Genomic DNA, 18,441 nt, shown 5'->3' on the forward strand with positions numbered 1-18,441 from the left:
CTAGCGACCGGTGCGGGCGAGTTCGCCCAGGACGTCGAACGCGGGGCCGCTGGTCGGGATTACCGTGTCGAAGACCTCGGCGATCACCTGCATCCAGCCGTGCAGGAAGTAGACCCAGCCATCCTCGATCTGAAGAGCCCGCTCCGCCTGCTGGCGGCGCGCCTGGTCCAGGAACACCAGATCGCCGCGGTAGTTGAGATCCCACGCAATCGAACGCTCGGGAAAGACGGCTCGATCTGTCAGCGGCGAACCGGGGGCATCCTTCCCCAGCCCCGTCGCGTTGACGACCAGCGCACCGGGGCTCAATCCGGCGAGCACCACGTCGTTGTCAGCGGCACTGGGGACGAGTTCGTAGTCAAACTCCGTTGTCGTGTCGAGGCTCGCGTGGATCTCGCGGATATGGTCGAGTCTCGCGGCCGAGCGATTGGTCACGATGATCCGTCGCGGCCGGTTCTCGCCGGCCGCCGCCCGCGAGAGGTACCAGCTGATCGCGATGGTCGACCCGCCGGCACCCATGCAGAGCGCCTCTTCGCCTTGGCCCATCCAGTAATCGGCGGGTACGAACGAATCGAGAGCCAGACCACTCGAGATCGGGTCTTTCGCATGGCATATCAGGAGTCCATCCCGCTTCGAGATGCAGCTGGTCTCGCCCATGAGCAAGGCGAACGGATCGAGGATGTCGACCATGTCCTTGCACGCGTTGAACAGATCGATCTTGTGGGTGGTGACGAGGGCTCCGAGGCTAAGTTGGTCACGTGCGATGAAGTCCACGACTCGACGGTAGTCTTCGGCGTCCGCATGCAACGGGAGGTCGATTCCCTTCAGGAGCGCACCCGTGAGTCCGAGCTGCTCGGCCCAGCGCGGAAAGACGGCCTGGATCGATGAGCTCGCAGTCGTCACTCCGATGAAGTAGAGCGTCGGGGCCGTCGCCGGTACGAGCGTTCCGGGCAGGAGGGAGATGATCGTCACGGCGTCCTCGTCGCTGGGCGGGTCACTGCGGCGACGGCTGAGGGCAGGTTCATTCCGAAGCGCGTGACGCCCGCGTCGATCATCCTCTCGATCGTGTCGATGTCTCGGATACCTCCCGCGGCTTTGATGGCGGCACGACCGTTCGCCGCGGCCGCGATCACCTCGATGTGGTGCACGGTCGTCGGGATGCCCGACCAGCCCGTGCCCGTCTTGATCCACGGCACGCCCGCCGCGATCGCGACCTCGACGCCTGCGCGGATTTCGTCGTCACGAAGGTGCCCGACCTCCAGGATGACCCGCAACGGAACTGCGCTGTCGATGAGTGCGACGACGGCTTCGAGTTCGTCAGCCACATAGTCGAGTTCGCCGGAGCGCAGACGGCCGATCGGAGCCACGACGTCGATCTCCTGTGCGCCGCCTTCGAGCAGTTCGGCCGCCTCCGCCAGCTTGATCGCGGTGCTGGCGCCGCCGCTCGGGAAGCCCGCGGGTGAGCCGACGAGGGTGACCGATCTCTCGAGCAGTCTCTTCATTGTGCCGAGCCAGTTTGGCAGCACATGTGCACTCACGAAGTCGTATCGGCGGGCGATATCGGCCAGTTCCTTCAGGTCGGCACGAGAGTGCTGGGCCTGAACGCAGCTGATGTCGATGTGACGCGCGAGGTTGTCTAGCATGTCACTGCGGTGCGGCATGGAATCCCTTGTGATCGGGGTTGGGCCTCGTCGACCAGCCGTTGGGTCCGGAGACGATCAGCTGCTTCATTCCGCCGGCTCGTTCGATGATGTCGTAATCCTGCCCCGCATCCGTGGAATAGCAGAAGAGGGTGGAGAGAGTGTCCGTCCCGACGTTCACGCTGCGATGCACCCAGCCCCCGGGCACATGCACAACCGTGCCGGGCGAGATCGGAACGGTACGCGATCGACCGTCGATGCTCTCGAGAAGCATGACGCCCTGACCGCTGAGGCCGTAGTACATCTCCGCTTCTTCGACCGCCCGATGAAGGTGTCCACGCGTCATGGCGAACTCGTCCCCGATCGTTCCAGGGCGAAGTACGCTGATGCCGATTGTGAGCGCACCGGCACCCTGTTCGATGGTGCTGCTCTCGACCCAGTACACGGCCGACCCGTCGTCTGAAGCGAGGGCCCGCGTGAACGCCGCGTCATCCCGATAGAGACCGGCGAGGTCACGGAGGTACTTCTCATAGCGCGCACTGTCGCCCACCATGCGCCCTTCGGCGGGCTGAACGTCCAGAGCAGCGGGCTCTACCGGCAGTGCGACGGCGCGCATGGATCACTCCAGATCGTCAAGAGTATGGACTTCCAACTACGTAGTCATACTACATCTGGAGGGGTATTCATCGCAACCCGCGGCCCAATAATCGATAAAATCGGCGATTCTCCGTAGTTCAGCTACGCATGGCGTCGCCGAGAAGCTAATCTCGACGATGCTTCAGTCCGCGAGATCTCGTGACGGTTCTTGTCACGACCAGGTGAGCAGCCGCGCGGGGTTCTCGCGAAGCACTTGCTCGACGAGCGAATCTCTGGACGCGTCGCGCAGACGGGGGATGAATCGGTCGCCGAGGTATGCGAGGCCCGGCATCCCGCCATAGCCCGCGTAGCGTGTCCGCCGTGCGACATCGCCGCCGAGCAGGAGTCGCGTCGACGCCCCGGCTTGGGCGACGCGTATCAGGCAATCGATCAGCTCGGAGTCCGGGTGCTCGCGATGGCGAGCCACGCCGTCATAGCCGAGGTACGCCCCTCGTGCCGCAAGATCGGTGTGCAGTCCCGGATCAAGGTTTCGGTCGATGTGCGCCAGCACGATGCGATCCGCCGTGACGCCCTCGTCTTGAAGCACGTCGAGCACTTCGTGGGTGGCGCTGCCGTGCTCGAGATGCACCATGACCGGGGCGCCGGATGCGCGGTGGGCGGCACCGACGGCGGCTATGACCCTTCTCGAGAACGCGTCGATAGTCCAGTAGCCGATCCCGCACTTGAGCATTCCCGCACGGCGCGGGGCTTCGGGCTCCTGCTCCCCCGCGGCGTCGAGCAGATCTCGGGTGAACCAGGTCGCGAGCTGGTCGGTGGTCGCCGAGACGAGCCAGTGATCGTCACCGTAGTGCTCGCGTCGATGGGCTCCGGTGGTCATGATGACCGAGACTCCGGTCATTGCGCTGATCCTCGCAATTGCGGCGGGGCGGCGGCCGAGCCCTAGCGGAGTCGCGTCGACGAGAGCGTCGAACCCGGATGCGGCGAGCAACGCGACTTCGTCCCGGCCGCGGTCCTCGTCGTCCAGTTCTTCGCCCGGCAGCAGCGGAGAAATCTGGAAGAGATGCTCGTGATAGTCGGTTCGGCCCAGCTCGCTCGGCGCGATGTCGCCAAGTACCGTGCGGATTAGTCCGTTCATGATCGGGCGGCCGCCGCGAATGCCCTGGCGTTCTCCTCAATCCCCGTCCAATCCCCCGCGGCGATCTGGGCACTCGAGCAGAGTTCGCTGCCCGCGCCGAGCGCGACGGCGCCCGCGCTCAGCCAATCGGGAATAGTCGTGGGGTTGACGCCGCCGGTTGGGCAGAATGCGACGTCGGGGAATGGCCCACGCAGAGATCTGAGGTAGGCAGGACCGCCGAGCGACGCTGGAAACAGCTTGACGAAGCCGGCACCCGCACTGAGCGCCGAGAGAACTTCGCTGGGAGTGAGCGCGCCGAGCAAGAGGAATGCCCGGGTGCTCGCCATCTGCACCGCGAGGTCGACGTCGGTGCCAGGGGAGACAAGGAAGGCCGCGCCTGCCTCGACCGCTATGGTCGCCTGCGCCGCCGTGCGTATGGTGCCCGCGCCTAGTGTGATGTGCTTCCCGTAGCGTTGCGCGAGCACTGCGATGGCTTCTTCCGCGCCTGGGGTCGTGAAGGTGATCTCGATGCCGCGCACACCGCCGGCCACGAGCGCGTCGACGGCACGCGATGCACCCGCCGCATCCTCCGCTCGGACAACCGCAACGACGACGTCCCGCTTCAGAGCCTCCGCGACCGTGCTCATGGTCGAGCCGCCGCGTGCACCGCGAACCTGGGCGAATCGCCCGCGAGCACTGCCAGCAGGTCATCGGTCGCCATGACGCCCATCCCATCGATGCCTTCGCGGGTCTGCGCGCCGAGGTGCGGGGTGATGATCACCCGATCGGCAAGCCGAGGGGCCAGAAGGGGTGAGTCGGTCCCGTGGTTCTCGGTGGCGAGCGAATCAGCTGCATAGGCGGACAGGCGTCGCGACTCCAGTGCGCGAACGACGGCGGCTTCGTCCACGAGATCCGCGCGCGCGGTGTTCACGAGAAACAGCTCACGGTCACCCATCGCAAGCCAGGCGTCATCGACGAGCCGCGACCCTCCTGGTACATGCAGGGTGACGACGTCGCTCAGTCGCGGGATCTCGTCCGCCTCGACTCGGCGGACCACGCGGAAGATGTCATCGTCGGGTGCGACCCACGGATCGTGACCCAGGATCTCGCAGCCGAAGACCGCCAGGCGGGTGGCGACGCCGCGACCGATGCGGCCCAGCCCAACAATGCCCACCGTGAGAGCGGAGAGCTCTCGAGCGGTCCAGCCGCTCCAATCGCCAGCCCTTACGCGTCGGTCCGCGGCGGGTATGCCTCGCAGTGCTGCAAGCAGGAGTGCGATCGTGTGTTCGACGACTGCTGCGGAGTTCGCGCCCGGAGTGTTCGTCACCACGATGCCGAGTGCATCGGCTGCATCCATATCAACGGCATCGATGCCCACCCCGTAGCGGGCGACGATCTTCAGATTCGGCGCCCCTTCCAACGCCGCCGCCGTCACCGGGCCGGTACCCGCAATCCAACCCACGGCCCGAGGCAGCACGGCGACAAGTTCGGCCAGATCGTGTGCAGGCGACGCGCGCACGACGTCATATCCCGCGTCAGCCAACTCGGCCACGAGGTCTCTATTTCCCGAGCCGAACGACCGTGAGGTCACGAGGACGACGGGTCGCGGAGATGGCGAAGTTGACACGGTAGTGAAACTATCAGAATTCATGACTCGAGCACCCGATACGTACGGTTCCACGGTGTCGCTCGATGTTTTCCAGTAGTATTGCTACCCAGTGGACGGAGATCGGTTCGATGACAGTGCGAGGGAAAGACGCGCAGCAGCAGGACGCGAGTCCGCGCGCGAATCGGGTTGAAGTGCGAAGTGCCTAGCAAGGTCGTCGCGGTCGCCCCGGGAGAGATCGCCCTCATCGATTTCGACCGCCAGGCGGTGGGTACTGACGAGGTCGCCGGTCCGACCATCGCGACGGTATTGAGCCCGGGCACGGAACTGGCCGTCGCCTACGGAACGCGTGACTCCATTCCCCTTCCGGCTGATCTCGGGTACTCGGCTGTCTTCCGGGTAGAGGAGGTCGGACGGGACGCCTCCGGCTGGGCGCCCGGCGACCTTGGGGTCACTCTGGGTCCGCACGCATCCTGGCAGCGGCGTTCCGCCGACGACGTGCTGCATGTGCCGAGTGGGTTGACTCCCCGCACCGCCACATTCGCCCGCCTCATGAACGTACCGATGAGCGCGGTCGCGACCTCGGCCTCGCGACCGGGCCGTCGCGCCGCGGTGCTCGGACTCGGGTTGATCGGTCAGCTCACCGCCCGAGTGCTGCAGGCGAGCGGCTTCAACACGGTGGCGGCCGATGCGTCCGAGATCCGGCGCAACCTGCTGCCGCCATCCATTCCTGCGTTCGATACCCTCGCAGACGAGTCCGTCGACTTCCTCGTGGAATGCTCCGGAACCGAGGGCGGCGTGAACGCTGGGCTGCGCGCACTGAAGCCGGGTGGGGAACTCGTGCTCAGCGGAGTGCCCTGGCTGCGTCGATCCGATGCCTCGGCATTCGATGTGCTCGATCCCGTGTTCCACAAGTTCCTGACGCTGCGCAGCGGCTGGGAATGGCAGCTCCCGTGGAGGTCGAAGCAATGGGTTCCCAGCATCGACCTGGCCACGCTCATGGGGCAGTCCCTGACATGGCTTGCCGACGGCATAGTAGATGTCTCCGGCCTCGCGACGACGATCGCACCGGAGGATGTGCCCGACTACTACCTGGCGGTGAAGACGCGGACCGCGTCGACGCTCACCGCGATCGTCGAATGGGAGAAGCAATGAGGCACCCGGTGTCCGAACAGTCGAGCGCGACCGAACTTCACTTCTGCATCGTCACCGACGACATTTCGCGAACAACCGAATGGTTGACGAGCCTCCTCGGCGCGCCCCTGCCCGCCATCGAAGATGGCCCTCGCCCCAACCTCCACCAGGAGTACCGAGGGGATGTCGTCGACGACGAGTTCCGCCAGGTGTACTTCATCTGGCGGGGCGTGGGCATCGAACTGATCCAGCCCGGTCCGCGACCAAGCAGTTGGCGGAGCCACCTCGAGCGATTCGGAACGGGTATCCACCACATTGGAGTGCGAGGCGGCGACACCCCCGAGACCGGCGAGGAGCTCACACGAATGGGGCACGCCATTGTTCACCAAGGTGGGTCGGATGCCGGTTCGTTCGCCTACTTCGACACCACGTCGGAGTTAGGAGTGCTGCTCGAGCTCGTCACCGACGTGAGCCGCCGGTAGGGGGCCGCCGGTAGGGGGGCCGCCGGTAGGGGGCCGCCGGTAGGGGAGCCGCCGGTGGGGGCCGGCGGTCGCGGGCCGGAGATCGCGTGCGTTGGCGCCCGGCAATCTTGAGACCTACTCATCGACGACCGTCGTTCCTAATGCGGACACTGGTGGGTCCCTCAGGCACCCCTACCGTGAGTGGGCATTCAACATCCTGATCCACCTTGCGAATTCCCCCGGATGCCCAACTCCCGTTGCGCGCCCTGCACTTCCGCAGTCGCGTGAGTGTCCGAAACCTACGGTGGGAATGATGCCCACCGTGGGTCCACGCGAACTCAATTCAGAACTCCCCGATCGCCATCCCGAGACGCAGGTAGAGGTCGGTTACGGCTTCGTTGTTCGCGCGGTACTTGACCCAGACGCCCTTGCGGGACTCCCCCGCGATCGCAGGCGGGTCGGCGATCACCAGGCCCGCGACCTCGAGCTCATTGAGCCGTGGCTGAATCGTCGTGGGACCCAGGTCGAGAGCGTCGCATATCGGCCCGACGGTGACGTCAGGGTTTGAGCGCAGGTAACGAAGGATCGCCGCTTTGACGAGGTTGCCCAGTAGGGCAATCGGATCTTGGGCGTCTTCCGAACCTGCGGGCTGGGCGAGACGAGGCATGCGCCTATTGTGCCGCACGGGTCGCACGCCAGTCCAGGAAACCATCCCGGTTAGTTGTGTACTTTTCTCCCATACTGTTATAGCGTGTGGGCATGTTTAAAGGCTGCGAGCTATCTGGACCGAACAGGAGGTCGCCGCAGGTCCACGTGTCCCCCGAACTACCTACAGACATTGCCCGTTTCCCAAGGGTACAATCGCGTCGGCGCTGCCAGATAGTCGTCTGTTCCTCCACAGGCCGCAGCAGTCGCGAGGTTATCCACAACTTCGCGTCACTTCCTTTTCCGAGACTGCGATTCGTGCGTAGGATGCCGTCACGGCGACCGACGCACGAGCCTTTCCATCCATGCACGGCAGCCGTCCTGGAGATCGGGAGGGCCGACCGATGATGACGAACAAGAGCCCAGGACGTCGCGGGCTCGTGTGGGCCCTCATCGGCGGGCTCGTACTCATCGCGGGGATCGTGGCGATCATCGTCAGCTCCACGCTGCCGCGGTCAGGAGCTGAACCGACCGCGACCTCCCCTGGCGCCTCGGTCGGGCCGACCGGCACCGCAACCGACCCGCCGACTGACAAGTTCGTGGATCCGACCGCCTCCGAGAGAGGTTGGACGCCGGAGCCGATCACGAAAGATGCCGAGATCTACATTCGCGCTGCCCTCGAAGCCGCATCCACCTTCGATACGACCAAGAGCAGCCGAGAAGAGTGGCTCAACTATCTGGACACGTGGTTCACGCTCGATACGCGGTACACGTCCGAAGAGGATCAACAGGCTGCAACGACATCTTCAAAGGTCGAGATGAGAACAGGTGTCGTGCTTCCGCAGGAGGAGTGGGATTCGCTCGCCAACGAGGACGGCCGTGTTGTGGCGACGACGACAGGTGAGGTCCTGTACGTCGCGGTCTCCGACGACGCATCCGGTGAAATGTCCATCGGAACGTCGGACGTGACGCTCACCTTCACTCGCTCTGACGGTGGCGACAGCGAGACCTCGTACGACGAGCAGGTGCGCGTGAGCGTGCAGGTCCTCTGCGGCCCAAGCTCCATCCCCACCCCAGACACGGCTCAACGGCCTGGCGACTGCAAGGTGGTCCGCTACTTCACGGAGCCGTTGGAGCCCTGACATGGGAGCCCCAGCGATCGCCGCCGCGGCCCTCAACACGAGGACCGGCCGGAAGATCCTGGTAGGGGCGATCGTCGGAATCGCGCTCATCGTCGCGTTCCTCGTGACACCGCTCATCGCGATCCCGTTCGCGATCGTCGGCGCGTCCGCGAGCACTACCGAAACGACAGTGGGTGGCGCTCCGGCAGTGAACGGCGACTGGGGCTACCCCCTCGCCGGCGACTACTCCAAGGGCCGCGGCTTCGGCTATAACCCGGTGATCGGCTGCGGCTACTGCTCGACGAACCACCAGGGCTACGACATGGCCCAGGGCTGCGGCGCCACGATCTACGCGGCTGGCCCCGGCCGGGTCATCACTGCGGGCACCTACCAGGGCTATGGCAACGCTGTCCGCATCGACCATGGCAACGAGATCGTGACCCTCTACGGCCACATGCAGTGGGACTCGCTCAGGGTATCCGTTGGCCAGCAGGTCGAAGCTGGCACGCCGATCGGCGCCGAGGGCAATACCGGCAAATCGTTCGGATGTCACCTGCACTTCGAAGTCCGCAAGTCCGGAACTCCGGTACCTCCGGAGCCCTTCATGGCCGCACTTGGCCTCCCCCTGAAGTAGTTCACAGAGCAAGGAGCATGACCATGATCACGCGTATCGTCCCGACCGATGTCGACGTCCCCGACATCCAACCAGACTTCTCCGCCCCGTTCTTCCAAGGCTTTCAGGTCATCGCGTCGTACATCCTTGCCGGAGCGATGCTGGTCGTCTTGATCATGCTGATCCTTGCCGGCGCCTCACTCGCCTTCCGCGGTCTCGCCTCCGATCGAGTGCGCACCTGGGCAGGTGAGAACATCCTCTGGATCTTCATCGCCGCCGCCGTCCTCGGCGCGGCGTCGGGCGTGTTCGCCTGGTTCATCAACTTCGACTTCGGGTTCTGATGAACGCCCTGCGCGCGCTTCGTGTCGGCATCGTAGTCGGCATCGCGCTGGCGCTCGGTTCGAGCGTTTCGGCGCAGGCAACGACGACCAGCGCCGCAAAGCCTGTATCGATGGCGTCGGTGAGCGGCGAGCCGTGGTCAGCCCCGGCGTATCCCGTCGACTGTCAGACCGCGAGCGGACAGGTCACGTGCACTCCGACCGATCCGAGTGCCGTCACTGCCCAGCAGTGCTTCATGGGAGTGTCCTTGGCCGGTAAGAACGCGACGGTCTGCACCACCTACGAGGGCCACGTGGAGGCGATCCAGTCCGACGGTGGCCGCGCGCTTCTGGTCAAGTACGGCTGCAGCCTCGGCGACGCCGTCTGCCTCACCTTCGAGAACGCCGGCCGCGGTATGGCTCTGGCAACGACCGGGATGATGTTCATCGTCGCGGACAACATGCGCTTCGACTCCTCCACCCTGCTGTGGACGGCGGCGGTCAATGAGTGGTCGTTCTGGCAATGGGCGATACTCATCATCACCTTTGGCGCGATGGTGTGGGCGATCGCCGCCGCTGTCATCTCCGGCGACCGCGAGGAGCTCGTCGGCGCGCTAGTCCGCTCCTTCATCGCGATCCCTGCGGTGCCGATCACACTGTGGCTCACCGGGCACCTGCTGAACGCGGTCGACGACATGACCTGGTACCTCATGAACCGCGATGGCCCATTCGGCCTCTTCTCCACGATGCAGTCGGTCATGTGGGCTGGCGGGCAGGCGAACTACTTCTTCGCGTTCCTCATCCACGGTCTCCTCATGCTCGGGATGCTGCTGCTCATGCTGGTATTCGCGTTCCGCAACATCGTGCTCGCTGCGCTCATCATGGTCGGGCCTGTGGCATGGATGCTGTTTCCCGTCCGAGGAATCGGACCCCAATGGGTCGTGCGCTACGTCTCTGCCGTGGTCGTGCTCTTGCTCACCGGACCGCTCACGATCGGATTCATCACCCTCATCATCAACGGGCTCGCGTCAGTGAAGACGATCTGGAACCCGCAATCCTGGCCGCTCATCGTCGGTCTCGTTCTCGTCGCATTCGCTCCGTTCGCGATCTTCGGACTGTTCAGCTTCGCCGGAGCGGTCGCCGCTGACGGGGTCGGCTCACGTCTCGGTTCACACGGTGGACGCATGGCCTCCGGCGCGGCACGGTCCGCCGCCCGCATCCCGACGCGGATGGGCGCTCTCCCCTCCGGGGTTCGACCGGGCGGCGCCGCCACTTCATCGAGCTCGTCTCCGAAGCCTGCAACAACGAGGTCGACTGCGGGCGGGGCAAGGGGCGCGTCAGCGCCCGCGCAGACCGGCACTACGGCCGGGAGCGCTCCTCGAGCGTCGACCGCTGGCCGCTCCTTCACCGCACCTCCGCCCTCATCGCCTCAGCCGCCCAAGACCGATCGGAGTCCGTCATGACTGCTACCCCCGAGTACGCGCGTCCGGTCCGATTGACGCGCCGGTCACGACAGGGCGTGGTGATGGGCATGGACCCTTGGCAGCTGGCGTTCCTGACTACGTCGGCGCTGATCCTCCTCGTCTTCGTGAATCGCTTCGGCCCGCTCGGGCTGCTGTACGGCGCTCCGCTGTACCTCGGCTTCGGCGTGACGGCGCTGACCAGCATCCATGGGGTGTCCGCGCCGAGGATGGCCGGTCTGTGGCTGATGAAGCAGGTGCGCGGTGCCACCGGCGCGACCACCCAGGCCTTCCGCCCCGAGCAGTCGCGGCTAACCGGGACCCTGAACCTGCCCGGCACGCGCGCGTCGATCGAACTCTGGGATGTGAACCACATCGCGGCCACCTACAACCCGCACGACCGATCCGTGTCGGTGATCGCCGAGCTCGAGGTGCAGGGGTTCCTGATGCACGACCTCCCTGAGCGTTTCGACCTCGCGGAGCAGTTCGACCGCGTCCTCGGCCCGTTCACGCAGCGCCCCGGCGTCAAGCGGGTCACGCTGCAGGAACGCACTCTACCGACAACTATCCGCGCGGCCCGCGAGCACTACGACACGGTGCGCCGGCTGCAGGATCTGAACCCGGACTCCCCTGTTGCGCACAACTATCAGGACGTGATGGATGGCTCGGAGCGCTTCGAGGTGGCGCACCGCAACTACATCGTGCTCACGCTTGACCTCGTCGCACTCGGCTCGCAGCTGAAGGCCCTCGGCGGAGGCAAGGAAGCGATCCTCACCCTCGCGCAGATCGAAGCAGGCAATCTTGCCGATGCACTCACCTCCGCGAAGATCACCGTGCGGCGCTGGCTCTCCCCGCGCGACGTCGCGGCGCTGGGGCGGCTTGCGTTCGACCCGGAGTTCGCGCCGATCGTCCAGAATCGCCCCGACGAACTCGCTGGAGTCGATCCGGTGGCGATCGGACCGATGTACCTCGAGGAGCCAAAGGGCCGAAACGGCATCGTCCTGACCGACTCAGGCGTGCACACCACAATGTGGGTGCACGAGTGGCCGCGGTCCGACTCCCCCGTCGGGTTCTTATCTCCGGTGGTGTTTGCCCGGCACCCGAACACCGGTGAAGCGATCACGCACATCCTCTCCATCGTGCTCACCCCCGTGCCGGTCTCGAAGGCGCTCAAGCGCATCCGTGACGACAAGAAGGTGTGGCGGGGCAACGAGTCGCTCCGCGCGAAGCGGGGGGCGGATGGTTCGGCAGCCGACGCCGCGGACTGGCGCGCGCTCGAGCAACGCGAGCAAGAGATCGCACACGGCCACGGCGAATTCCAATACGGGGCGTACCTCACGATCACGGCGCCCAACGAGGAACGGCTCGATCAAGCGATCGCCGGCATGCGCAACGCACTGTCCCGCGCGGGCATGGAGGCACAGATCCTGTACTGCCAACAAGCTGAGGCGCTCATGGTCAACGCGCTCCCGATCGGTCTGGGGATGAAGTGATGACTCGGCACGCCGCCACCTTCACCCCGGCAGAACTCACCCGCCGCCAAAAGCGCGACCTGCAACGCGAGATCACAAGGACCCGCGACGAAGAGAAGCCAGCGCGCTCATCTCGTCAAGAGCGCGGCCTCCCAGAGCCGGCCGTCGCAGGCCCATTCGGCCCCGGTCTGATCCTCGGCGGGTACTGGAACCTCGCGAAGGCGTGGATCCCAGCTCACCAGGCCACCTCGCAGCACATCGCGGGGATCTACCCGTTCGTCGCCGACTCGGGGCTCGGCCACCGCGGACCGATCCTCGGCGTCGACTTGAACGCCGACGCGCTGTGGCACTTCTCCCCCTGGGAGGCCTACGTGGACTCGTCAGAGCGCGGCACGTTCTCCACGAACATCCTCGTTCTCGGCGCCTACCGCGGCGGGAAGTCTGCCACCGTGAAAACCCTCGTCACGCGATCGATCGCGTTCGGCCACCAAGTCGTGGTCCCCTCCGACCCGAAGGGCGAATGGGTGGCAGTCGCCGAGGCGATACCCGGCGGGCGGGTGATACACCTCGGTGGCGGCACGGGAGCACGCCTGAACCCTCTCGATCGCGGTCCGCGCCGCACGGGGACGACCGACGAGCAGCACGAGCAAATGGTGAAGCAGCGCCGCATCGGCACGCTGATCGCTCTCATCGAGATGACGCTCGGCGGGCGGATGTCGGCCGTCGAGCACGCCGCGATCCTCGACGCCCTCGACCGTTGCATCGAACGCACGGGCGATCGGCCGACTTTGCGGGGCGTGTATGAGGAGCTCGAGCAGCTCGCAGGAGAGACGGATGCCGCATTCCACGCTGCCGACGGCGCGATCCAGCCCCGCTTCGTACTGCGCCGATTCGTGGAAGGCGACCTATCCGGGCTCTTCGAAGACGAGTCCACAGTCGAGTTCGATCAAGATGCGCCGATCGTGGTCACCGACACGAGCGAGCTTTTCGCGCGTGGGGACCTCGCCGCGCAGCTCACCCAGGTGTGCTCGACCGCGTGGATCCAAGCCGTCATTTCCGACCGTGCCGCGCGCCGCACCCGGTACGTGGTGCGGGAGGAGGGATGGCGCGACATGACCTCGCTTGCGTCGCTGCAGATGTTCCAGCAATGGCTGAAACTCTCCCGGCACTACGGGATCAGCAACATCGTCATCCTGCACAAGATGGGCGACCTCGACGCCGTGGGTGACGCCGACTCCATGGAACGCTCCCTCGCCTACTCAATCGTCGGCGACATCGAGAACAAGTTCATCTTCCGCGTCAACCACCAGGAGCAGGCCGCGCTGCGCACCCGCCTCAACCTCCCTGCCCCGCACGTAGAAATGGCGCGGCACTTACGCAAGGGAGAGTTTCTCGCGTACGTCGGCCAGTACTCCTACCTGGTCGACTGCTTCGCCACCTCGACCCCGTGGGAGTACGAGCTGTTCGCCACCGACGACGCCGTCTCCCCGGCCGATCACGAAGACGCCGCACTCCGGCTCGTCGACGCGGACGCGCTCGAGGCCTACTGGCCGGACGCCACCAAAGACATCGACACCGGATTAGAGGGCTGGCTCATCGCCGAGCCCCGCGACCTCACCGAGGAGCAATGACCATGAGCATGATGATCAGTCACCCCCGCGCCTACGCGACCGTCACCGGCCCGCACGCGACATTCGTCACCATCGACGGCCACTCCGAACCCGTCCTCGCCGACGCCGATGAAGACATCCGGCACGCGATCGTCCGGCGAGCGACCGACGAAGCGCGCCGCACGGGCGCCCCAGTCGAGCTCGTCACATCCGGCGATCGCGGCGAGCACCACTTGCTCATCGGCACGGAGGGAGAGCTCGCCCCGATAGACACCGCCGACGCGGCGTCCGAGCCTTCGAGCCGTCGCAGCTCACGAGACGAAAAGTCCGGACAGGAGGTGAGTGAACGGGCTCCGCAGTCGAGCGCCACCAACATCGGTGATGCGCCAGCTGCGGAGCCCCCCACCCGCCCCACCTTCCTCACATCGAGCAGCGACGCCGCAGCACTGACCCCCGGGTGGCGAGGAGTACTCGCCCGCCTCGGGATCACGGTGCGCCCGTCGACGGCAGAACGGCAGCGAACGGAGTGGACGGCGACCGTGTCCAGGCAGTGGGCCGGATGCCGCACCATCGCGGTCGCGAACGGCAAAGGGGGCGTCGGCAAGACGATGACCACCGCAATGCTCGCCTCCGTCTATGCCCGCGAAGGCGGCGGCAACGTCCTCGCCTGGGACAACAACGACACCCGAGGAACCCTCGGATGGCGCACCGAACAGGGCATGTACGACACCACCCTCCGCGACCTGCTCCCCGAAGCATCCACGCTCCTCGCCCACGGCGCAGGAGTGTCGGACATCACCCGCTTCGTGCATCACCAGGCCACAGACCGGTACGACGTGCTGCGTTCCAACCCGGAACTGCTCGCCACCGACCAGCGCATCGCCGCGACCGAGTTCGATCTGCTGATGCAGGTCGCCGCACGGTTCTACCGCCTCGTTCTCTTCGACTCAGGCAACGACGAGTCCGCCGAACGCTGGCTGCGGATGGTCGACAACTCGTACCAGCTCGTCATCCCCACCCTCGCCACGCCCGAATCCGCCGAGTCTGCGGCGCTGCTCCTTGATGCGCTCCGGGGCCGCGACGAACGGTCCGCCCTCCTCGCAGACCGCGCAGTCGTCATCGTCACCCAATCCGAGGCAGCACCCGTCGCATCACGCCGCATCGCCGACGGCTTCCGCGACCACGTCCGCGCAGTGCAGATCATCCCGTTCGACCCGGCACTCAAGACCGGTCAGCTTCGATTCGACGCACTCCGACGCCGCACGCGCGACGCCTGGTTCGCCGCCGCCGCATCCGCGGCGGAGGGCCTCTGAGGAGGCGAACGCCATGAACGGACTGCTAGGGAAGGGCATCGCGGTACTCATCGCCGCCGCCGTCATCCTGGCGCTCGCGTTCGGGTTCATCGCCGAGACCGTCACCCAACTCGCCTGCGGCTCTCGCCCGACGCCTGACAGCCTCTTCGCCGGGCTCTGGCTCGCCGTCACCGGCGACCCGACCGCATACGCCGCACTCGATGGGTGCGAATTGCCGTTGGCCTGGATCCGGGTCGCCGACATCGCCGCCGTGCTGCTCATAGCGGCGCTGGCGATCTGGATTCTGGTCGCGGTGCGCCGATACCGCGAGTCCGATCGGGCGTTCATCACCGACCTCCGGATGCGCCCCGGGTTCGCGACCAGCTCGGAGATCCGCGACCACCTCTCTGCGAAGGCGGTGCTGCGCCGCGCGGGGCAACTCCGGCCCGACCTCAAGAAGCCGACCGCGACCGACGTCGGGTGGCGGGTCGGCCGCTCCCGCGGTCAGGACGTGTACGTCTCGATCGAAGACTCCGTTGCCCTCGAGGGACCGCCCCGCTCCGGCAAGGGGTACCGGGTGCTGATCTCCGCGATCGTGGACTGGTCCGGGCCGCTGATCACGACGTCGACGACCAACGACAACCTGACCGCGACGATGCGGATCCGGCAGACCCGCGGCGACGTGCACGTGTTCGACCCGCAAGGGCTCTCCGGCATCCGGCATCCGCTGCGGGTCTCGCCGATCGCCGGCTGTGAGGATCCGCTCGTGGCAATGCAACGCGGGACTGCGATCATCACCGGCACGGCACTGGGCGCTTCAGCCACGAACGGGGAATGGGCACAGGCATCCGGGGTCGTCCTCGGCAGGCTGCTGCACGCCGCCGCCGTCGGCGGCAAGTCGATTGCCGAACTGTACGACTGGGGCACGAGCCCGGCGCAGACCCGTGACGCGGTCGACATTCTCAAAGCCGACGGGACACCCGGGTGGGGCGACAGCCTGGACGCGACAATTAGCGGTGACGAGAAGCTCGTGTCATCAATCTGGTTCGGCGTACAGGGTGCCGTCGCACCCCTCGCCGTCCCGCAGATCCGCGACGCCCTCTTGCCCCAGCCGGGTGACCCGGTGTTTGACCCGCGCGAGTTCCTCGACAGTGCCAACACCCTGTACCTGCTCGGGTCCTCCTCCGGGGCATCCGCGATGGGCGGGTGGCTCAGCGCGCTGCTCGACGACATCGTCGAAGTCGCCCGCACCACCGCGCTCGCCTCCCCTGGCTCCCGACTCGCCCACCCGCTGGGGTTGATCTTGGACGAGATCGCGAACATGTTCCGCTGGGGAAACCTGCCTCGCATCATGGCCGACGGTGGCGGCCGCGGCATCTGCACGTTCATCGTCTTGCAAGCCCTGTCCCAAGCTGAAACCTCGTGGTCGCGCGCCGAGGCCGACACCATCTGGGCCGCGGCGACCGCGAAAGTGCTGCTGGGTGGCGCCAGCCACGTGAACCACCTGCGCGACATCGAGTCCTTGCTCGGTACCCGTGAGACGCAGCGCACACAGCGGTCATGGTCGACCCGGGATGCCGGGCACTCCACCAGCGAGCATCATGAACGCCGACCCTTGATGTCGGTCGATGAGATCCGGCGGCTGCCGCCGACCGTCGGGCTCCTCGCGTATCGCAACAGGCGCAGCGTGCTCCTCGACCTCGCCGGTTGGGACGAACGCCGCGACGCGTCGTCGATCCAGTCCGGCAAGCGACAGACCGAGCAGGAGCAACGCGGCGTTTTCGACACCGCCGCCCGCGCAGCGTCACCGACAGCGGCTCTGGCATCGTCCCCACAAGAGGCGGATTCTGCGCAGGCGGTGAGCGAAGAATGACCAACCGTCGCCGGCCCGCACTGATGAACCTTTACCGGACCGAGTTCCTCCGCTCCCGCACCTGGTTCGCGCGCCGCGACCGCTGGTTCACCCAACAGGCCGCCCGCGGCATCCCACTCATCTGCGCAGGATGTGGGCGACCCGCCGGGAAGAAGCAGCTCGAGTTGCACCACCTCGACTACGCCGGCGTCGTCCTCGAACAAGGGCGCTGGAAGGCGCTCGAAGCACACGACGACCTCGTGCCGATGCACCCGTACTGCCACGACCTGTTGCACCGCCTCATCGACCGTGACGCGGTGCTCGCTCGAAACCGCACCCGCCGTGCGGCATCCGCCCATGCCCTGGAACGGCTCCGCCGCAGCCTGCAGCCCAAAGAAGGGACAGCGTCGTGACCGACTACGAAGACCCGCCCGACGTCGACGACCTCATCGCCGAGGAGATGAGCGACTTCGAACCCGACATCCGCTACGGCACCTCCGCACCGATCGGAGCGCGCGTCATCGACTGGCGGTCTCTCACACCGCAGGAGGCGCGCGCCGCTTGGGGCGAACTGCGGGTATGGGTCGAGTGGTTCACCGTCCGTTACCGGGTCTCCGAGTCCGTCGTCCCGGTCTGCTGGTTCAAGCATGGACAGCTCGTCGAAGAACTCTCCGCGTTGCACATCGCGCACACCGTGGCGTTCCACACATCCGACGCCGGGTTCGGGCCGATCGGATGGCACGAACGCCTCAGCCTCACAATTCCCCGCCTCGCCCGCGCATACGCCGGCGGATGCTCGCGCGGACACGACCCCGTAAGACCTCGCTCGTGGACGGGCGTCGTCGACGAGCAGGAATGGGACGCGTGGACCAGCCAGGCCCACGCACACTGAGACGCCTTGGGTGCCTCACGACAGGAAGGAAGAACAATGACCACCAGGATCCCGGTCACCATCGAGGGCAACCTCACCGGTGACCCCGAACATGGCGCGGGAGAGTCGGGCAACGAGTACGCCCGCTTCACCGTCGCCGTCAATGACCGACGCCTCAACGAGACCACCAACCGCTGGGAAGACGCGGGCACGGTGTTCCACCGCGTCGTCGTGTTCAACCAGCAGTCCCGGCACGTCGCCGACTCGCTCCGCAAGGGCGACAGCGTGATCGTCGCCGGCGACCTCCGCTTCGGCACGTACACCGACAAGGAGACGGGGCAGAACCACGAGACCCGCGACGTCGTCGCGGACAACGTCGGGGCGTCGCTGAAGTTCGCGGGCGTCGAGGTCGATCGCGCCCCAAAAGCTGAGAGGCCCGCAGCAGACGCTACGGGCCCGACAGCAGTACCGGCCTCGTACGCCGGCACCGGGGTTGTCCGCTGACCCATCGCAACAGGAGAGCGGCGTGGGAGTCATGGTACTCCCACGCCGCTCCGCGTGTGCTGGCGCGACGATGGCCAGTTCTCGGTGTCGGGATGCTGCGCCTCAACACCTCACCGCCCTCGAACACTCGGGCAA

General features: G+C 66.3%; 20 protein-coding genes. 13 read left to right on the forward strand and 7 right to left on the reverse strand.

Translation table 11 applies throughout. The annotated features are described in order from the left end of the window. From QZV81_RS10350 to QZV81_RS10375, 6 genes are all read right to left on the reverse strand, one after another. Entirely contained in the window at positions 1-969 is a 969-nt protein-coding gene (locus tag QZV81_RS10350) for a shikimate dehydrogenase (protein WP_292836759.1), read from the reverse strand. Next, on the reverse strand, positions 966-1,658 hold the full coding sequence (gene deoC, locus QZV81_RS10355; protein WP_292836762.1) for a deoxyribose-phosphate aldolase: 693 nt from the start codon (positions 1,656-1,658) through the stop codon (positions 966-968). The genes QZV81_RS10350 and deoC overlap by 4 nt, the downstream gene beginning before the upstream one ends. Further along, a complete protein-coding gene (locus QZV81_RS10360) occupies positions 1,642-2,253 on the reverse strand; it encodes a glucose-6-phosphate isomerase family protein (RefSeq protein ID WP_292836765.1) in 612 nt (203 codons plus the stop codon). Before QZV81_RS10360 ends, deoC begins: the two co-directional genes overlap by 17 nt. Positions 2,254-2,445: 192 nt before the next feature. Then, positions 2,446-3,369, reverse strand: coding sequence for an aryldialkylphosphatase (locus tag QZV81_RS10365; RefSeq protein ID WP_292836768.1), 924 nt, complete (start codon positions 3,367-3,369; stop codon positions 2,446-2,448). Then, positions 3,366-3,995, reverse strand: a complete 630-nt coding sequence (locus QZV81_RS10370; protein WP_292836771.1) for a bifunctional 4-hydroxy-2-oxoglutarate aldolase/2-dehydro-3-deoxy-phosphogluconate aldolase — start codon at positions 3,993-3,995, stop codon at positions 3,366-3,368. The genes QZV81_RS10365 and QZV81_RS10370 overlap by 4 nt, the downstream gene beginning before the upstream one ends. Further along, positions 3,992-4,975, reverse strand: coding sequence for an NAD(P)-dependent oxidoreductase (locus QZV81_RS10375; protein ID WP_292836774.1), 984 nt, complete (start codon positions 4,973-4,975; stop codon positions 3,992-3,994). Before QZV81_RS10375 ends, QZV81_RS10370 begins: the two co-directional genes overlap by 4 nt. Before the next feature lie 180 nt (positions 4,976-5,155). On the opposite strand from QZV81_RS10375, the gene QZV81_RS10380 reads away from it, so the two are divergent. Both QZV81_RS10380 and QZV81_RS10385 read left to right on the forward strand, forming a co-directional pair. Further along, the gene (locus QZV81_RS10380) at positions 5,156-6,109 is read left to right on the forward strand and encodes a zinc-binding alcohol dehydrogenase (protein ID WP_292836777.1); all 954 of its coding nucleotides are present in this window, start codon (positions 5,156-5,158) and stop codon (positions 6,107-6,109) included. Between the two features lie 8 nt (positions 6,110-6,117). Continuing rightward, a complete protein-coding gene (locus QZV81_RS10385) occupies positions 6,118-6,570 on the forward strand; it encodes a VOC family protein (RefSeq protein WP_292836780.1) in 453 nt (150 codons plus the stop codon). Positions 6,571-6,892: 322 nt separating this feature from the next. Here the strand turns inward: QZV81_RS10385 and QZV81_RS10390 are convergent, their stop codons facing one another. After that, the gene (locus tag QZV81_RS10390; protein WP_292836782.1) at positions 6,893-7,216 is read right to left on the reverse strand and encodes a helix-turn-helix transcriptional regulator; all 324 of its coding nucleotides are present in this window, start codon (positions 7,214-7,216) and stop codon (positions 6,893-6,895) included. A 382-nt stretch (positions 7,217-7,598) separates the two neighbouring features. Here QZV81_RS10390 and QZV81_RS10395 point away from each other — a divergent pair, with 382 nt between their 5' ends. From QZV81_RS10395 to QZV81_RS10445, 11 genes are read left to right on the forward strand one after another with little or no spacing between them, the layout of a single operon-like run. After that, on the forward strand, positions 7,599-8,336 hold the full coding sequence (locus QZV81_RS10395; protein ID WP_292836785.1) for a hypothetical protein: 738 nt from the start codon (positions 7,599-7,601) through the stop codon (positions 8,334-8,336). A gap of 1 nt (position 8,337) precedes the next feature. Next, entirely contained in the window at positions 8,338-8,949 is a 612-nt protein-coding gene (locus QZV81_RS10400; RefSeq protein WP_292836788.1) for a M23 family metallopeptidase, read from the forward strand. Between the two features lie 23 nt (positions 8,950-8,972). Further along, positions 8,973-9,269, forward strand: a complete 297-nt coding sequence (locus tag QZV81_RS10405; RefSeq protein ID WP_292836790.1) for a hypothetical protein — start codon at positions 8,973-8,975, stop codon at positions 9,267-9,269. After that, positions 9,269-10,708 (forward strand): hypothetical protein, encoded by a 1,440-nt coding sequence (locus QZV81_RS10410; protein ID WP_292836794.1) that lies wholly within the window; start codon positions 9,269-9,271, stop codon positions 10,706-10,708. Before QZV81_RS10405 ends, QZV81_RS10410 begins: the two co-directional genes overlap by 1 nt. Next, positions 10,705-12,198 carry an SCO6880 family protein gene (locus QZV81_RS10415; protein WP_292836797.1) on the forward strand — a complete coding sequence of 498 codons (1,494 nt, stop codon included), beginning with the start codon at positions 10,705-10,707 and terminating at the stop codon, positions 12,196-12,198. The genes QZV81_RS10410 and QZV81_RS10415 overlap by 4 nt, the downstream gene beginning before the upstream one ends. Continuing rightward, positions 12,198-13,808 carry a hypothetical protein gene (locus QZV81_RS10420; RefSeq protein WP_292836800.1) on the forward strand — a complete coding sequence of 537 codons (1,611 nt, stop codon included), beginning with the start codon at positions 12,198-12,200 and terminating at the stop codon, positions 13,806-13,808. The genes QZV81_RS10415 and QZV81_RS10420 overlap by 1 nt, the downstream gene beginning before the upstream one ends. 2 nt (positions 13,809-13,810) lie before the next feature. After that, positions 13,811-15,100, forward strand: coding sequence for an AAA family ATPase (locus tag QZV81_RS10425; RefSeq protein ID WP_292836803.1), 1,290 nt, complete (start codon positions 13,811-13,813; stop codon positions 15,098-15,100). Between the two features lie 13 nt (positions 15,101-15,113). After that, entirely contained in the window at positions 15,114-16,952 is a 1,839-nt protein-coding gene (locus QZV81_RS10430; RefSeq protein WP_292836806.1) for a TraM recognition domain-containing protein, read from the forward strand. Further along, positions 16,949-17,344 carry a hypothetical protein gene (locus QZV81_RS10435; protein WP_292836809.1) on the forward strand — a complete coding sequence of 132 codons (396 nt, stop codon included), beginning with the start codon at positions 16,949-16,951 and terminating at the stop codon, positions 17,342-17,344. The genes QZV81_RS10430 and QZV81_RS10435 overlap by 4 nt, the downstream gene beginning before the upstream one ends. Beyond that, positions 17,341-17,823, forward strand: a complete 483-nt coding sequence (locus QZV81_RS10440) for a hypothetical protein (protein WP_292836812.1) — start codon at positions 17,341-17,343, stop codon at positions 17,821-17,823. Before QZV81_RS10435 ends, QZV81_RS10440 begins: the two co-directional genes overlap by 4 nt. 36 nt (positions 17,824-17,859) lie before the next feature. Next, on the forward strand, positions 17,860-18,306 hold the full coding sequence (locus tag QZV81_RS10445) for a single-stranded DNA-binding protein (RefSeq protein ID WP_292836815.1): 447 nt from the start codon (positions 17,860-17,862) through the stop codon (positions 18,304-18,306). Positions 18,307-18,441 lie beyond the last annotated feature (135 nt).

This window comes from Microbacterium sp. (assembly GCF_011620665.1).
In the GTDB taxonomy this organism is placed as follows: domain Bacteria; phylum Actinomycetota; class Actinomycetes; order Actinomycetales; family Microbacteriaceae; genus Microbacterium.

What these genes read in the sequence shown, in the direction of transcription:
- QZV81_RS10365 (WP_292836768.1), bottom strand. Translation starts at nt 3,369, where the DNA reads ATGAACGGACTAATCCGCACGGTACTTGGCGACATCGCGCCGAGCGAG.
- QZV81_RS10410 (WP_292836794.1), top strand. Translation starts at nt 9,269, where the DNA reads ATGAACGCCCTGCGCGCGCTTCGTGTCGGCATCGTAGTCGGCATCGCG.
- QZV81_RS10445 (WP_292836815.1), top strand. Translation starts at nt 17,860, where the DNA reads ATGACCACCAGGATCCCGGTCACCATCGAGGGCAACCTCACCGGTGAC.
- QZV81_RS10360 (WP_292836765.1), bottom strand. Translation starts at nt 2,253, where the DNA reads ATGCGCGCCGTCGCACTGCCGGTAGAGCCCGCTGCTCTGGACGTTCAG.
- QZV81_RS10405 (WP_292836790.1), top strand. Translation starts at nt 8,973, where the DNA reads ATGATCACGCGTATCGTCCCGACCGATGTCGACGTCCCCGACATCCAA.
- QZV81_RS10400 (WP_292836788.1), top strand. Translation starts at nt 8,338, where the DNA reads ATGGGAGCCCCAGCGATCGCCGCCGCGGCCCTCAACACGAGGACCGGC.
- deoC (WP_292836762.1), bottom strand. Translation starts at nt 1,658, where the DNA reads ATGCCGCACCGCAGTGACATGCTAGACAACCTCGCGCGTCACATCGAC.
- QZV81_RS10420 (WP_292836800.1), top strand. Translation starts at nt 12,198, where the DNA reads ATGACTCGGCACGCCGCCACCTTCACCCCGGCAGAACTCACCCGCCGC.
- QZV81_RS10435 (WP_292836809.1), top strand. Translation starts at nt 16,949, where the DNA reads ATGACCAACCGTCGCCGGCCCGCACTGATGAACCTTTACCGGACCGAG.
- QZV81_RS10430 (WP_292836806.1), top strand. Translation starts at nt 15,114, where the DNA reads ATGAACGGACTGCTAGGGAAGGGCATCGCGGTACTCATCGCCGCCGCC.
- QZV81_RS10415 (WP_292836797.1), top strand. Translation starts at nt 10,705, where the DNA reads ATGACTGCTACCCCCGAGTACGCGCGTCCGGTCCGATTGACGCGCCGG.
- QZV81_RS10425 (WP_292836803.1), top strand. Translation starts at nt 13,811, where the DNA reads ATGAGCATGATGATCAGTCACCCCCGCGCCTACGCGACCGTCACCGGC.
- QZV81_RS10390 (WP_292836782.1), bottom strand. Translation starts at nt 7,216, where the DNA reads ATGCCTCGTCTCGCCCAGCCCGCAGGTTCGGAAGACGCCCAAGATCCG.
- QZV81_RS10370 (WP_292836771.1), bottom strand. Translation starts at nt 3,995, where the DNA reads ATGAGCACGGTCGCGGAGGCTCTGAAGCGGGACGTCGTCGTTGCGGTT.
- QZV81_RS10395 (WP_292836785.1), top strand. Translation starts at nt 7,599, where the DNA reads ATGATGACGAACAAGAGCCCAGGACGTCGCGGGCTCGTGTGGGCCCTC.